This window comes from Candidatus Saccharibacteria bacterium (genome assembly GCA_016699895.1).
GTDB lineage: Bacteria > Patescibacteriota > Saccharimonadia > Saccharimonadales > Saccharimonadaceae.
In genome coordinates, this window is record CP064991.1 from 369,165 (window position 1) to 384,334 (window position 15,170).

The 15,170-nt window shown below is 50.8% G+C and carries 13 protein-coding genes and 4 tRNA genes; 7 read left to right on the forward strand and 10 right to left on the reverse strand.

Translation table 11 applies throughout. The features are described 5' to 3' along the window. Positions 1–8 precede the first annotated feature (8 nt). Together IPL44_02005 and IPL44_02010 are read right to left on the reverse strand one after the other, a co-directional pair. Positions 9–3,062 carry a hypothetical protein gene (locus IPL44_02005; GenBank protein ID QQS17783.1) on the reverse strand — a complete coding sequence of 1,018 codons (3,054 nt, stop codon included), beginning with the start codon at positions 3,060–3,062 and terminating at the stop codon, positions 9–11. A 242-nt stretch (positions 3,063–3,304) separates the two neighbouring features. Further along, positions 3,305–3,586: a hypothetical protein gene (locus tag IPL44_02010; protein QQS17784.1), complete on the reverse strand. Its 282-nt coding sequence runs from the start codon at positions 3,584–3,586 to the stop codon at positions 3,305–3,307. A gap of 128 nt (positions 3,587–3,714) precedes the next feature. Here IPL44_02010 and IPL44_02015 point away from each other — a divergent pair, with 128 nt between their 5' ends. After that, positions 3,715–5,268 (forward strand): hypothetical protein, encoded by a 1,554-nt coding sequence (locus IPL44_02015; protein QQS17785.1) that lies wholly within the window; start codon positions 3,715–3,717, stop codon positions 5,266–5,268. A 353-nt stretch (positions 5,269–5,621) separates the two neighbouring features. Here the strand turns inward: IPL44_02015 and IPL44_02020 are convergent. The 3 genes from IPL44_02020 to IPL44_02030 all read right to left on the reverse strand — a co-directional run bounded on the left by IPL44_02020 (position 5,622) and on the right by IPL44_02030 (position 6,587). After that, positions 5,622–5,697 (reverse strand) — tRNA-Pro (locus IPL44_02020). A gap of 34 nt (positions 5,698–5,731) precedes the next feature. Beyond that, positions 5,732–5,807 (reverse strand) — tRNA-Pro (locus tag IPL44_02025). Positions 5,808–5,858: 51 nt separating this feature from the next. Next, positions 5,859–6,587, reverse strand: coding sequence for a YebC/PmpR family DNA-binding transcriptional regulator (locus tag IPL44_02030; GenBank protein ID QQS17082.1), 729 nt, complete (start codon positions 6,585–6,587; stop codon positions 5,859–5,861). A gap of 97 nt (positions 6,588–6,684) precedes the next feature. Between IPL44_02030 and IPL44_02035 the strand changes: the two genes are divergently transcribed. After that, complete coding sequence (locus tag IPL44_02035; GenBank protein QQS17083.1) at positions 6,685–7,401, forward strand: HNH endonuclease; 717 nt, start codon at positions 6,685–6,687, stop codon at positions 7,399–7,401. A gap of 23 nt (positions 7,402–7,424) precedes the next feature. Then, positions 7,425–8,045 carry an MBL fold metallo-hydrolase gene (locus tag IPL44_02040; GenBank protein ID QQS17084.1) on the forward strand — a complete coding sequence of 207 codons (621 nt, stop codon included), beginning with the start codon at positions 7,425–7,427 and terminating at the stop codon, positions 8,043–8,045. On the opposite strand, the gene aspS is transcribed toward IPL44_02040, so the two are convergent. The 3 genes from aspS to IPL44_02055 form a co-directional block, all read right to left on the reverse strand. Continuing rightward, positions 8,046–9,791: an aspartate--tRNA ligase gene (gene aspS / locus IPL44_02045; GenBank protein ID QQS17085.1), complete on the reverse strand. Its 1,746-nt coding sequence runs from the start codon at positions 9,789–9,791 to the stop codon at positions 8,046–8,048. Between the two features lie 104 nt (positions 9,792–9,895). Continuing rightward, complete coding sequence (locus IPL44_02050; GenBank protein QQS17086.1) at positions 9,896–10,282, reverse strand: hypothetical protein; 387 nt, start codon at positions 10,280–10,282, stop codon at positions 9,896–9,898. 89 nt (positions 10,283–10,371) lie between these two features. Next, a complete protein-coding gene (locus tag IPL44_02055; GenBank protein QQS17087.1) occupies positions 10,372–11,256 on the reverse strand; it encodes a CBS domain-containing protein in 885 nt (294 codons plus the stop codon). A gap of 101 nt (positions 11,257–11,357) precedes the next feature. On the opposite strand from IPL44_02055, the gene IPL44_02060 reads away from it, so the two are divergent. Together IPL44_02060 and IPL44_02065 are read left to right on the forward strand one after the other, a co-directional pair. Next, complete coding sequence (locus IPL44_02060; protein ID QQS17088.1) at positions 11,358–11,729, forward strand: cupredoxin domain-containing protein; 372 nt, start codon at positions 11,358–11,360, stop codon at positions 11,727–11,729. Continuing rightward, entirely contained in the window at positions 11,730–13,634 is a 1,905-nt protein-coding gene (locus tag IPL44_02065) for a copper-translocating P-type ATPase (protein ID QQS17089.1), read from the forward strand. A 55-nt stretch (positions 13,635–13,689) separates the two neighbouring features. On the opposite strand, the gene IPL44_02070 is transcribed toward IPL44_02065, so the two are convergent. Next, positions 13,690–13,766, reverse strand: a tRNA-Lys gene (locus IPL44_02070). Positions 13,767–13,853: 87 nt separating this feature from the next. Here IPL44_02070 and IPL44_02075 point away from each other — a divergent pair. Continuing rightward, positions 13,854–13,930, forward strand: a tRNA-Arg gene (locus tag IPL44_02075). Positions 13,931–13,958: 28 nt separating this feature from the next. Then, a complete protein-coding gene (locus tag IPL44_02080) occupies positions 13,959–14,768 on the forward strand; it encodes a bifunctional 5,10-methylenetetrahydrofolate dehydrogenase/5,10-methenyltetrahydrofolate cyclohydrolase (protein ID QQS17090.1) in 810 nt (269 codons plus the stop codon). Here the strand turns inward: IPL44_02080 and IPL44_02085 are convergent. Beyond that, positions 14,765–15,157 (reverse strand): response regulator, encoded by a 393-nt coding sequence (locus tag IPL44_02085; protein QQS17091.1) that lies wholly within the window; start codon positions 15,155–15,157, stop codon positions 14,765–14,767. The two genes, IPL44_02080 and IPL44_02085, sit on opposite strands and share 4 nt — an antisense overlap. Between the last annotated feature and the right edge of the window lie 13 nt (positions 15,158–15,170).

Consider the following 15,170-nt stretch of genomic DNA (forward strand, 5'->3'; position numbering starts at 1 on the left):
GTATCCCCCTAAAACCTCGCCGGTAATACAGTCTGTTTCGTCACGATCCAGGTGTTACCAGTGGTTGAGCTCTGTCTAATGGCATACGGTGTGAGGAACAGGTTTGGCTGGTAGTTAAACAACTCAGACGCCGTTATTGACTCGAGATGGGTCTCACCGTTTGTGGTAACCGTCGTCGTGCTCGATGAGCTGTACCCTGAACCAATCGTGCGACGCAGAGCTGGTGTAGTTCTAGAGATGACTGCCCCATTGACTCGTAGCTGGCTATTACAAGCACCGCCATCGCGCATGTCGGTCGAGCTGCTACTCACGGGACACGTTATGAAACCGCTGGTTGCCGAGGCACTCGCATTAATGTAGGTCCCAAACAGCTGCGTCACACCTGTCCCCACAATGATCTGTCCCCCAGCAATGATGTTCAAGATCGGTACTTGGTTGAGATCAGAGAAGGTCGAGCTCGCCGTCGTAATGTTACCATCAAGGTAGATGTTGCCGGCTGAGACGAGCGTGATCTGCCGAGACGAAGTCAGCGTCAAGGCAGTAATATGCGTATCGGCATTCACGCGGTATGTGCCACTCGCGAGGCCATCAACCATCGCATCAGTGATTGGCGTGGCGCCAGCTAGCGGCAACGCATTGACCGCCGCCGTAGTGAGCTTGGCATTGGTTGGCAGGCTAATCGTCTGCGTCAGTGAGCTGCCGTTATATAAACCACCGCCGGTTGCGCTGGTGCTACAGGTGGTAGAACCAATAACGTTCGCAAAGGTGACGGCACAGGCATTCACGCGGTTAGAGGCGCTGTAGTTAGCAGTCCAGCCACCTGAGCCAAAGAAGCTCACGTTACCAGTTGTGGCGCTCGTACCCTTGTAGCCGAGTAGTCCATACTGTGACCAGGAACCACGTCTAGCATCCGATTGCGACACACCGAGGAACCCACCATTGTACGCGGTACTCGTACCATCCCAGATACCACCCGACGATGCATCAGCACCACGTAATTGCACCTGTGGAGATTTTGACCACTTGACACAAACTGGGTTAGAATAGCGGTATTCGGTCGTCTTGTCATAGGCCCAACCACCAGCGTTAGAGACGACCGTATAGTAGCAGACCTTCTTGCCATACCAGGCATCCTGGAAGGTCTGAGAAAGCGCCGTACCATTCCACGTCCCAGAGGCAAAGTTGGCATCAGTGAGACCACTGACGGTAGAGAGCGTGGCGATACTGGCTGCCCCACTGCCAAAGCTCGCAATGTTAGCAGCCGTTGGCGCCACGTTCAGGTTAGCGGTTATGCCTTGGGTCGGCGTCCAAGAGCCCGAGCCTATAACCTGGACGATTGAAACGTTGTGGCTAGTACCATTAACATTATTCTGCGAACTACCCACGCTAGGTGTAATAGTATAAGTGTCTCCGACTGCCGCGTTTTGGGTACCTATACCTAGACTATTAGCAACTCGTGGCTCGAGAATCCATGGTGTACGTACCGTGACAGAGCAGCGGTTTTCGGTAGAGCCGTCTAGATTGCCCCAATATTCAGCGGTCGTATCATTGCCGCCCGCACTAGTGAGTGACCGCCGGTTAAAGCTCATTATGTAGCACAGATCCATGCCCTTGAGGTTGTTTAGCGTCGTACCGGATGGTAGTGAATTGTTCCACAGCCGATCGGCTGTTGTTAATGTGTAATAGCCGCTTGCTCCAGAAGCTAACGAGGCGTCAGTCCACGAACTACCTTTGGTGCAGCGCTTGAAAGATGTATCGTAGCTAAAACCAGTAGGACACAGTGAACTAACATCGGTTTGACCACTGTTAACGCTATTGGCAGCAATTAGACCGGAACCAAAGGCCCAGCTCGGGTAATATTTAAAAGTTGCTGCGCTTGGAGCGGCGTCACTGCTCCGTATAACTCGAACCATATAGTACACCTTGTCTTCGGCGCCAGCCGCGTGACCACCAAAGGTCGGATGGCTCGGATAGGCAGTCTTACGATTGTTATTGTATAGCGCATTACTAGAAGTATCTATTGTATTGCTGGTCGGATTAGCGTGATTGACTGCAGAATAAGTAGTCGCCGTCAGAGTCCAATCGGGGATGGTAACGCACTGACTGGTAGAGTATACAGTGCCGCTGCCAGAATTGTTCGAAGGGGTAGCATAAGCTTGCGAGCAGAAAGTTTTACCAACATCAGCGGATGTAATGGATCGTGACTCGGTATATGTTGCCGCAGTGCCCGTGCCCCGCCCCGCACTAACTGTTCCTGCTGCGGTCGAACCAGACCAACCATTTGTATGATTATAACCATATGTAACAGCTCTATCAGTAGCGTCCGGTCCGCTATTGGTAATCGTATGTGTCCAGGTGACTGTATTGCCCACCGTAGCGGTTGCCGCGCTGACAGAGCTAGAAGCAGTTATATTCCACTCATTGCGGCAAACTTTTTTATTGTATATCTCGTTAGTCGGCACCTCAACAGTTATGTCGTTGCCTTCTCGTAACTTCTGAATATTTAATTGATATCCAGTATTGGCTGCCATATCAAAGGTTAAACTAGCACTTTGGCCCGAGTTTGCTGTTAGATTAAGCCATGTTGCGGTGCCGGATCTTATTGATATTCTTGACTTATCATCAATTACGCTTGAATTATTAGCTATGTTCGTGCCGGTTGTTGTGTTATAGAATTGTATTCTTAGGGCGTTATCATCCCAACTGCTGTCCTGGTATTTATCTTTATCCGTATCATAAAAAGCTACTTCCTGATTAGGCTTCTGCGTAGAAGCACAACTTCCAAATCCAGTCTGGAGATTGTAATATCCGCCTGCACTACTAGAGCTAAAATCGCGTGAGTATCCTGCGGGATAGCCTCCCATAACGCCAAACTGAGCACCATCAGTATCTGCAGTCTCCAAATTAAACCATGCTCTAGAGTCGCCATCGCCACTTGAGTCTACTCTAACGATAGCGGCATACATACCAATATCATTATCATAAGAACTGCTATCGAGGGTGAACGTGAAGTTTGTATTGCTATCATTATTATGGCAAGCATTTATGTGCGTTGTACTCACTAGTGTTGTGCCGCTAGGGCTACCACTTGCGTTGACTTTATATATAGTAACTCGCGGGTCACCGTCAGTATTGTCCTCGTAGCCACCATTGTTACATTTTCTAGGATTGTACGAAATTGTTTTTGAGCCAGCAGAATTCCAATAGAAACCTACCCATGTGAATGGGAATCTACCGTTGTCGCTAATACCGTCGGATACATAATAATAGGCTGGGCTACCCGAGTCGAGAGTCGTCGGAGCTTTTAGGATTCAATTGCTTTCTTGGTTTTGGATTGATCGCCATTGGTGACATCATCCAAATAAGTATTTAATTTGTCTATGGAAGCATCAGAGCTACAAATTGGAGTTTGAATGACTATAGCTTGACTGGGCTTTTTGGTGCCAATATAAATAAAGCCAGAGGCAAGACCTAAAACAAATATAGCTATCAAAGTAGCTAGTATTATAGTAATAAATATAGGAGTAAACTTTTTAGCGGACTTAGGTTTATCTAACGCAACCTGACCATCCTTGTTCTCGCCCATTTTACTCCCTCCCTATTATGTAATTCTAAAATAACTATTGACAATTGTTATTGACTGTTTCATATCTATTATATATAATTAGCTACGGATAGTCAAGTTGACTAACTGCACCTAACAAGGAGGCAAGTATGAAAGGTCCTTTGAGGTGGCTAACAGTCATCTCTGCGACCCTCGCGTTGCTGCTCACTGCACATGCCCCTGTGGCACAGGCCGCCTACTTCAATAACGACATCTGGGAGGCCATCAACGCTGTTGAGAGCCGCTTGTTCTCGTGTGGCGACGACTACCGAGCAGACAAGCCCATTTCAGTCACAGAATCGGAGGTGGGATTCGGTCCGGCTCAGCGTGTCGGCACGGATGAAGCCATCAACTTCTTTTCTGCTGAATGGGCTGCACGACCTGGTGTTGCCCAGGATGGCATCGACAGTCTGAAAGCACGCATCAAGAAGCTCGAGGACATGGGCTACGACACCAGCTACGAGCGGGAGTGCCTGAGGCTGAAGCAGACCTACGGCCTGCCGAACGTCATCAACGCCGTGCCAGTCGCTCAGAGAACGGTGGTTAGCTACTACGCCACCATCTCGGTCTCTGGCGATCAGGTTGCTGTCACCCCGAAGTTCGATCGGGTGACAGTCGTGAGCGCCACGATCCAGAACGGTTCACCAGTTGTGACCATCCAGGTCACCAACCAGACGACCGGCTACCTGGATACCTACACCAGTTCCTATCCGGCAATCGTCCCGCCAGGCACACCGGATGAACCGCCGGCAACACCCCACTCCTTCACCAAGACCTACACCCCGACGATCTCGGGGTCGGCCAAGGTGGGCAAGGCCCTGACCGCCAAGGTGAAGACCTGGAGCCCGAAGGCGTCGATGAAGTACCAGTGGCTGCGGAACGGTTCACCGATCACCGGCGCGACCAAATCGACCTACAAGTTGGTCGCCGCCGATCTCGGCGCGGCCATCTCGGTCAAGGTGACCGGATCGAAATCCGGTTATACGTCGGTCAGCAAGACCTCGTCCGCTACCAAGACAGTCAAGGCCGGGTCGCTAGCCAAGGGCAAGGTCTCCGTCTCCGGCACCCGCCGGGTCGGTCGCACCCTGACTGCCAAGACGTCCAAGTGGTCGTCCGGAGTCGAGTACCACTACCAGTGGTACCGGAACTCCACAAAGATCACGGACGCCAATGGCCGGACCTACACCCTGACCCCGAGCGATCGGGGCAAGAGGGTCAAGGTCAAGGTCTGGACCACCAAAGACGGCTACAATACGTCCAAGTCCAAGACGTCGGCGCGAACTGCCAAGGTGCGGTATGGCTACCTGACCAAGGTGACCCCAGTCATCACCGGGACGGCCGTCGTCGGTGAGGTCCTGACGGCCACCTCGGGGACCTGGAAGCCGAACACCACGACGTTCACCTACCAGTGGTACAAGGTGAACGCCAAGGGCAAGTCGTACCGGATCGCCGGCGCGACAAGCTCGACCTTCACTGTCTCCACAGGGCTGGTCGGCTACCGCCTGACGGTGAAGGTGACCGGCAAGTCGACTGGGTACTACACCGCCAGCAAGACGTCGGCGCGAACTGCCAAGGTGTCGTCACCGACACCCACGCCGACGGCAACTCCGACGCCGAGTCCGAGCACGCCGACACCGGAGCCCACGCCGACCACGACGCCGTAAGTCAACAAGGGCACGCCGCTCTGACAGCGGCCTCTACCCTGACCCTCGTAGCGTGGGGCTGGCTGACAACAACGAATCCATCGTTGCAACCAAGCTAGCCTCACGCTGAAGGGAGTGTCTACAGTTCCTTACTTTCCTCATTCTCTCACTAGTCGCTCATTGGCTGATTCTAGGTTTTTCTATCTTTCATCACTCGATTAGAGCGCCCCGTCACCGTCTTTTTTAACAGACAGTCGCGGCAGACCCCGTTTACTCCCTGTGGATGCGGGGTGTTTTCTTTTCTTTGGGTGAAATATTATTGCATTCACTAAAGAACAAAATAAAATAACAGGATAAATCCTGCAATCTTAATGTGGTCGGGGTGATCCGACTTGAACGGACGACCTCGGCGTCCCGAACGCCGCGCGCTACCAACTGCGCCACACCCCGAAAACAAGCCTTCGAAAATAAACTCTAGCAAACTTGGTCGGGGTGAAAGGACTCGAACCTTCGACCTCACGGTCCCAAACCGCGCGCGCTACCAACTGCGCCACACCCCGAAATAGGTTTGCTCGATTGTCATTATACCATACCATATATCCGCTGTCTAACTAGACGTCGGCGGTGATGTCCGCGTTGGTATGGACGGCGGTAATATCGTCTAATTCATCCAGCAGGTCTAGCAAGTTCAGTGCTTTCTGTGCAACAGTTGGGTCGCTGATCTCAACCGGAGTATTGGCGACGTATTCTAGGTTAGCGTCGGTAACTTTTAATCCATTATCGGCTAGCGCGGCTCGGACTTTGTGAAGGTCTTTCATATCGGTATAGACGACAATTTCGCCGTCGTCTTCGGTGGCATCTTCGGCGCCAGCATCTAGCGCCATCAGTAGCACGTCGTCAGCTGCCTGGCCGTCTAGGCTGATGTGGATCACGCCTTTTCGTGTAAATTGAAAGGCCACCGAACCAGGTTCAGCGACGTTACCGCCATGTTTGGTCAGAGTGCTCTTGACCTCTGGAAATGTGCGATTACGATTATCGGTGGCTGTTTCGATGATGATGCCGATGCCGCCCGGGCCGTAGCCTTCGTAGACGACTTCTTCGAGGGCGGCAGCTGATTTATCAGCCACGCGGTCAATGGCACGTTGGATATTGGCGGCCGGCATGTTGGCACTTTTTGCCTTTTCAATAGCTAGGGCTAGCGCTGAGTTCATGGTTGGATCGATGCCGCCACGAGCGGCGATGGCGATCGCGTTACCGATTTTTGTGAAAACCGCGCCACGTTTGGCGTCGGCGACGCCTTTTTGTCGTTTGATGGTTGACCATTTACTGTGTCCGGACACTGATGCTCCTTTGTTTAGTTTACTCTCGTTGTATATCTCATATTTTATCATGAAACTGTGGTTATGAAAAGTGTCGGCGCGGGTTACAATAGAAGGTATGTCTAGGCGAATCTATCGACGACGACGCAGCACAGCCATTACTATTATCGGTCTGGTGATAGCGTTATTTTTGACCTATCAAAGTTGGAGCAATCTGGGCACAGATAGCAAAACGACTCCTAGCGAAGCGGTCTTGTCCAGTTCTGATCAGCCGCTAGCGCGTGAGAGTTTGCCGAAGCTGATAGTCAAGGGTCGGGCGCCCAAAACGGGCTATGAACGCGCAAAATTTGGTAGCGGCTGGGAGACTTGGCGGGACTGCGATACGCGTCAGAGGATACTGGCGCGCGATTTGACTGAGGTAAAACTCGGTGAAGATGGCTGCACGGTACTGAGCGGCCAGCTGAACGATCCTTATACCGGCACAGTGATGGATTTTAAACGCGGGTCTGGCACTTCGAGCGCTGTTCAGATTGATCACGTCGTCGCTCTGTCTGATGCTTGGCAAAAGGGTGCCCAAAATTGGGATGCTGCCAAACGCGAGGCGCTCGCTAATGATGATCTCGAACTTTTGGCGGTTGACGGCGCGGCTAACCAGCAAAAATCTGATGGCGATGCGGCGACATGGCTACCGAGCAATAAAGTTTTTCGTTGCCAATATGTCGCGCGCCAGATCGCTGTTAAATTAAAATACGAACTCTGGGTAACGCAGGCCGAATATGATGCGATGGCGCGAGTCCTTGACGCCTGCCCGGCACAGCGATTGCCAGCGCCCTAAAGCTTTTGTAGTAAAATAGTGGTATGCAAATAAAGAAATTTCGACATTCATGTCTCGAGCTCACTATCGACAATCAGGCTATAGTCATCGATCCGGGTGGTTGGTCGACGGATTTTGTGGCGCATCCGAATATTATTGCGGTGATTATTACTCATGAACATGGCGACCATTTTGACCAAGCACAACTCGATAACATCATTGCTGAGAATCCTGACGTCAAGATCTATGCGCCGCCTGGCATTATCGAGCAGCTAACCGACCCTAGCCGCGGCCATGCTGTGGCGGCCGGAGAACATATCGACTGCGGTCCGTTTAGTTTGGATTTCGTCGGCGGTACGCATGCGACTATTCATCCGGATTATCCAGTTCCTGCTAACTTGGGCGTTATTGTGAATAGTGGAGAACTATATTATCCAGGTGACTCGTTCTACGTTCCAGAGGGTTACAAGACTCAGACATTAGCTGTCCCAGCTAGCGCGCCGTGGATGAAAATGTCTGAGGCGATGGATTTTATCACAGCTATCAAACCCGAGAGTTGTTTTTCGACACACAATGCTCTGCTCTCGGCAGAAGGTCAAAGTCTGGCTGACGCTTGGCTGGGAAAAGCTGCCGATTCGGTCGGGGCAAAGTACGGCGCTATCTGATTATAGCCCGAGGTCTTTGAGCTGAGCTTTGTCAACGTGGGCTGGGCTGGCCATCATGACGTCTTGACCGCTGCCGTTTTTCGGAAAAGCCACGATCTCACGGATGTTACTCTCGCCCATGAGCTCCATGAACATGCGATCGACGCCGTAGGCGCAGCCAGCATGTGGCGGCGCACCGTATTTAAAGGCGTTTAGCATCGCGCCGAATTTTTCCTCGACGTATTCCGGTGTAAAGCCGAGCAAGCCAAACACTTTGTAGAGGACTTCTGGGTTGTGGTTGCGCACGCCACCGGAGCAAATTTCATAGCCGTTCATCACCATGTCGTATTGATCGGCCAAAATGTCGAGTTTATTATCGGTTTCCTCGAGCGTTTTTAGCCCACCTTTTGGCATGCTGAACGGGTTGTGACCAAAGTCCATTGTACCGGTCTTTTCATCCATTTCATAAAATGGAAAATCAACGATCCAGGCTAGCGCGACAACGTTTGGATCTTTCAAGCCAAAGTGCGTGGCAAATTCGTTACGCAGTCGGCCCAGCACAGCGTTGACTTTGCCGCGTATGTCGGCGCCAAAGAATACGGCATCACCATCCTCTGCGCCAGTCTGACTTTTGACGGCAGCGAGCTCAGTTTCGCTCATGAATTTAGCAATTGGCGATTGCACCGCGCCGTCTTTGTAGGTCAGGTAGGCTAGTCCGCCCGCACCCTCACCCTTTGCGATTTCGGTAAAGGTGTCAATTTGGCTGCGGCTCAGGCTGGCGCCGTTTTTGACACAGATAGCTTTGACCGCACCACCGCTAGAGGCGGCATTTTTAAATACACCGAACCCGGAGTCGACGAACACTTCGGTTAGGTCGACGAGCTTCATATCAAAACGGAGGTCCGGCTTGTCGGAGCCGTAGGTTTCCATGGCTTCTCGATATGGAATGCGTGGAATATCCTCGGATAGTAATATTTTACCGGCAAAATTCGTGACTAGATCTTTGATCGCTGGATCCATGAGCGTTCGGACTTCTTCGCCGTTTTCGACAAAGGCCATCTCGAGATCGAGCTGGTAAAATTCACCGTACAATCGATCGGATCGGGGGTCTTCGTCGCGGAAACAGGCAGCGAATTGGTAATAGCGCGGCACGCCACCGACCATCAGGAGCTGTTTGAACTGTTGCGGTGCCTGGGGTAGGGCGTAGAACTGACCCTGTTGGAGGCGCGACGGAATCAAAAAGTCGCGAGCGCCTTCTGGGCTGCTGTTTGCGAGAATTGGCGTGGCGACTTCGATGAAATCGTTGGATTCCATGTAGGCGCGTAACCGTTTGTACATTTCGGCGCGACGGGCTAGCATGGTCTGCATTTTTGGACGACGTAAATCGAGATAGCGATATTTGAGACGGAGTTCTTCGCCAGATTGTTGATCGCTAAATGGTTGGATCGGCAATGTTTCAGCGCGGTTGAGGACCGTTAATTCCTCGGCAGTGATTTCGATATCACCAGAGACAATCTTGGCATTTTTGAGCGATTCCTCACGCTCGACGACCTGACCAGTAACACTGATAACGTATTCATCGCGCAGGCTTTCAGCCTCGGCAAAGACTGCCTGGTTGTCTGGATGAAACACGATCTGTGCTAGACCGGTATGGTCACGCACGTCGACGAATAATAACCCGCCGTGATCACGGCGCGAATGTACCCAGCCTTTGACCGTTACATGCTCGCCTATTTTTGTAGCTGCATCCGAAACTAGCGTTCTCATTTTAGTAGTCCTTTCTCTAAAATTCTTGGTACTATTTTAGCACATATACTACTCTGTAATATTACGCAGCTAATGTGACATCAGATATTCGCAGTGTCGGATCATTATTCCCCCGCAAAGATTTTTTCTATTTCGTCCAAAATGATTTGCTGTTCGTTGGAAATCTGAGTCTCGGCCTCATTGCCTGATTTTAAGGCGGGTTTTATCAGATCTGCAGTGGATTTTGCAGTGCTTTCGATATCGCCGGTACCGATTCCATCGATAATTTCGGTAGTAGCGTGAACTCCCTCGGTGATCTGGTCGATGGTGTTCAGGGCCAGGGTATCCGGCATCGGCAGGAACTTTTCCGCCATAGATTCGATAGGGTGCGTAGTTTCGGGAATAATTTGCCTTGGATCGGTAGAGGCTAACTCTAGCCATCCTGCGACAATCGTTTGGCCGTCGATTCCAGTCGTCTCGCGACGATACGATAGTGAAATCTCTCGGGTCATGTCGAACCTCCCCTAAACCACGCATAGTTTATAGGTATTATTATAGCAAATTATATCTAATTTGTCAATATTTTATTAATTTTTATATCTTATAAATCGTGTGAGCCAAACAGTGATCGAACAATATCTGTCATAGTGACGAGTCCGACAACTTTGCCGTCTTTTTCAACCAACAGTACTGAACTGTGGTATTCTGCCATTTGTTTGAGAGCCGCCTCGAGCGGTGCGGTTTGATCGACCGGCGGCGGCGCTTTGCGGATGACGTCGGCGAGCACTTTTTCATGTTGGTCGATCGGCAAGACGTCATCGAGATAGAGAAATCCTACAGTGTGATCGATGCTGTTATTGATAACCGGGAAGATCTTGTAGCCAGACGAAAACAGTTCGTCGAGCAGTTTCGGAGTCAAATGATCGCGACTATGGATAAAACCGATATTGGCGCGCGGCGTCATGACCGATTTGACCGCTTTATCTTTGAAATCGATCGTATTTTTAATCAGGTCTTTGGTGTCGTCGTCGAGAAAATCACCATTATGGATAAGGTGCATCAGCTCGGCCTCGGAACCAATATGCGGCTCGTCGCTGGCGATAACGAGCTTGCTCAGGATGCCGGTCCAGGCAAAATAGCGATTGAAAAAGTCGAGATGACTACCGATGAGTGACGCCGCAACGCCGTGGAGCATGCGCCCCAGGAGCCATGACAGGAGGATTGCGCCAAATGCAATAGCCCCACCACCCCATAATCCCCAGGCGTTGACCGACAGACCAGTTAATAAGATTGCGACGACTAGCGCCAACGCATGAACGAGAATCGATAATCCTGGATAGAGATCCAAAAAACGTGCTAATTGGCGGTATTTTTTATTGTGTTCAGCCAAGTTATTGATTTCAAAACGCGACTGTCCTGCCTGAAATCGGAACGCTAGCAAGCAAACTAGAACGAGTCCAGTTAGCGATATCAGCAGAATATCCATACCTAATAGTATAGCATAATAACGATACGGAAATAACAGAGCAGCGGCTTGACGGGAACACCTCCTCGCGAGTATCATGAAAGGATAAAACGAGGGGGAATATGGACAAAATCATCATTGTTGTCGGCGCCGTTATTGTAACCAGCTTTATTCTATGGTGGTTCTTTGGAAAACGCAAAACAACTGAAACGGAGGCAAATATGTCAGATCATAGCCAAGAAGTAACCGTGACGGTAAAGGGCGGCTATACGCCAAATACGGTCGTGCTAAAACAAGGTGTGCCGGCCAAGATTGTCTTTGACCGCAAAGACCCGTCAGGCTGTTTTAATGAGGTGGTATTTCCAGATTTTGGCATCCATGAAACATTGCCAGTTAATGAGTCCTACCCGATCGAGATCGATACGAGCAAACCAGGCGAATACCAGTACGCCTGCGGCATGAACATGTTCCACGGCAAGGTGGTGATCAAATAAATGAGCGTTAAAAGTCGCTTTGTTATTTCGCTACTATGCTCTCTGCCGATGGCGTTCGAGATGATGGCGCGTCCGCTGTTTGGCTGGGAGCTGCCGGGTCATACCTATACGATGTTTGCCTTGACGACAGTCGTCATGATAATCGGTGCGTGGCCATTTATTCGTACAGCGATGGCGGCCTTTCGCAATCACCATGCCAACATGGATACGCTGATTGCCATCGGCACGTCAACTGCCTATATCTATAGCATGTACGCCATGCTGAATCACCAACCGGTGTTTTTTGAAGTGGCAGCGTTCGTGATCACTTTTATTTTATTAGGCCAACTGTTCGAGGAGATGACCAAAGGTCGCGCTAATAGTGCGATCGAAAAATTACTGGTCTTGCAAGCCAAAGATGCCGAAGTGTTGCGTGGTGGCAAGTTAGTTCAGATTCCGCTCACGGAGATTGTAGTTGGTGACATTGTGCAGGTCAAGCCCGGACAAAAGATCGCGGTGGACGGCGTCATCGTCGAGGGCTCATCGACGATCGACGAGGCAATGGTGACCGGAGAGAGTCTGCCAGTTAGCAAAAAAGTAGGTGATACCGTGATCGGTTCGACCATCAACAAAACTGGCATGTTCATGTTCCAGGCAACCAAGGTTGGTCATGACACCTTGCTAGCTCAGATTGTTGAGCTGGTGAAAAAGGCTCAGGTCAGCCGCGCGCCAATCCAGAAAACGGTCGATACCATCTCGAATATTTTTGTGCCTACCGTTCTCATTATCGCTATCCTCACGTTTGTCGTTTGGCACGTATTGTTGGATGCGGATATTGCGACTGCTATGCTGTATGCGGTCGCGGTCATTATTATTGCCTGCCCGTGCGCATTAGGCTTGGCGACACCAACGGCGCTGATGGTCGGGACGGGTCGCGGGGCAAAAATGGGCATTATCATTAAAAATGGCGAGGTTCTCGAGGCCGCTCATGACATCCAGACCGTTATATTTGATAAAACTGGCACAATTACCCTTGGTAAACCAGTTGTAACTGATGTTGTTGGTGATGAAAAAGCAGTTTTGCAGCTAGCGGCCAGCCTAGAGCACGCATCGGAGCATCCACTGGCAGCAGCGATTTTGGATAAAGCTAGCGAGCTAGGTATCGAACCTAAAAAGGTGACTAAATTCCGAGCGCTCGAGGGCCGAGGTGTGAGTGCGGAGATAGACGGCGCGCTGACCTTTATCGGCAATGGGACATTGCTCCCAGGCAAACTTGACACCACATTAGAAAAGGAAATGCAGCGTCTACAGGATGAGGCAAAAACCGTCGTCATTGTTGGCAGCAAAAACAAAGCCACTGGTCTGATCGCCATCCAGGACACGCCAAAAGATACGTCGACTGCAGCGATCGCTACGCTCAAAAAACGAGGATATCACACCATTATGATCACGGGCGACAATGAACGCGTGGCGCGAGCTATCGCCGACCAGGTTGGTATCAACGAAGTAGTTGCCGAGGTTCTGCCGAGCGACAAAGCTGACCATGTAGCGTCGCTACAATCCCGCGGCAAAGTGGCATTCGTGGGTGACGGTATCAACGATGCACCGGCCCTAGCGGCGGCAGATCTCGGCATTGCTATGGGTTCCGGTACGGATATAGCGATTGAATCCGGCGGTATCGTGCTAGTCAAAAATGACCTGCGAGACATCGTGACGGCACTCGCTCTCAGTCAAAAGACATTTAATCGCATCAAACTCAACCTGTTCTGGGCGTTTATCTACAATGTTATCGGTATACCGATCGCTGCCGGGGTGTTCGTTTGGGTAGGGCTCAAACTCAGTCCAGAGCTGGCTGGCCTAGCCATGGCATTTAGTTCGGTATCGGTCGTCTCGAGCTCGTTACTGCTCAATCGGGTGAAACTGTAAATTCATAAATAAAGAACTGCCCTCAAAAGGCAGTTTTTCTATTTAATTCAGATTTTGGAGGGCCCACCGGGACTTGAACCCGGGACACCAAGCTTAAGAGGCTCGTGCTCTAACCAACTGAGCTATAGGCCCGTAACCAGCCTAGATTATACACTAGACTGGGTGTAATTTCAATCTCTGTTGCGCTGTCGGATCAATCTGTTACAATAGATATGTTGCGCACCCGTAGCTCAGCGGATTAGAGTACTTGGCTTCGAACCAAGTGGTCGCAGGTTCGAATCCTGCCGGGTGTACCAGAAATTATTTCAGATAGGTATTTCCCCAATGACAAAGATATTAAATGGCCGTGATTTAGCTGATTTCATAAAGGAGCGTCAAGCCCACCAGGTGCGCGGGTTGATTCAGCATGACCATGTTCGTCCTAAACTAGCCATTATTCAAACGATCGATAATCCCGTGATTGATACCTATGTTCGACTGAAAAAGGCCTACGGCGCGGATATTTTGATTGATGTCGATGTGCATAAAATCCCTCAGTCCGAGGCGATAGCGTTAGTGGCGCGGCTCAACCAAGACGACACAGTGCATGGCATCATTATTCAATTACCACTAGAAAACCCAGAGGAAACGAGTCAGATCGTTGATGCGGTCGATCCAGCCAAAGATGTCGATGGTCTGGGCGCGGGTGCGATCCTAGATCCAGCGACGCCGATGGCGATCAATTGGTTGCTGGCTGGGTATAATGTAGAATTACGCGGTAAAAACATTGTCATTGTTGGCAACGGTCGTCTCGTTGGAGCGCCGCTGGCGCGCATGTGGCGTAATAGTAATTTAGCAGTTACAGTACTCGATTCTAGTAGCAACGATCCGGAACAAATCAAGGACGCTGATGTGATCGTGGCGGCAACTGGTGTGCCTGGTTTAATCAAAAGTGATGATGTCAAAACAGGCGCGGTCGTCATAGACGCTGGCACCGCCTCCGAACAGGGGAAAATTGTCGGTGACGTCGATCCTGAGTTGCGCGACAGGTCAGATATTACGATTACGCCCGAAAAGGGCGGCGTTGGGCCGCTCACCATCACGGCACTATTTGATAATGTAATTCGTGCGGCTAGATCGACGGTCAAAGACTAATCGGCAGTTGGGGCAATCCCGAGGATGTTTTTGATTTGCTCGACGACTTGGCGTGGCGTCAGGTCGGCTTTGACGATATAGTGTTCAACACCTAGGGCATCCAGTTCACGCGGGGCTTCTTGTTGGCCTATATTCGTTAGGATAATAACCGGAATATCTTGTCCACCTGGTAATGCCCTAATATTGCGCAGGGCAGTAGCGCCGTCCATTTCGGGCAGTTGAATGTCTAATAGAATAATGTCAGGCTGGTGGGCTGCGACCATAGGAACGCCGTCCTTGCCGTTGGCTGCGACGTTAACGTCGAACCCTTCGGACTCGAGTTTCATGCGGTACATTTGGGCTATCATCAAATCGTCTTCGACAATGGCAATCCTTGTTATAGTGCTCATGCCCATTAGTATA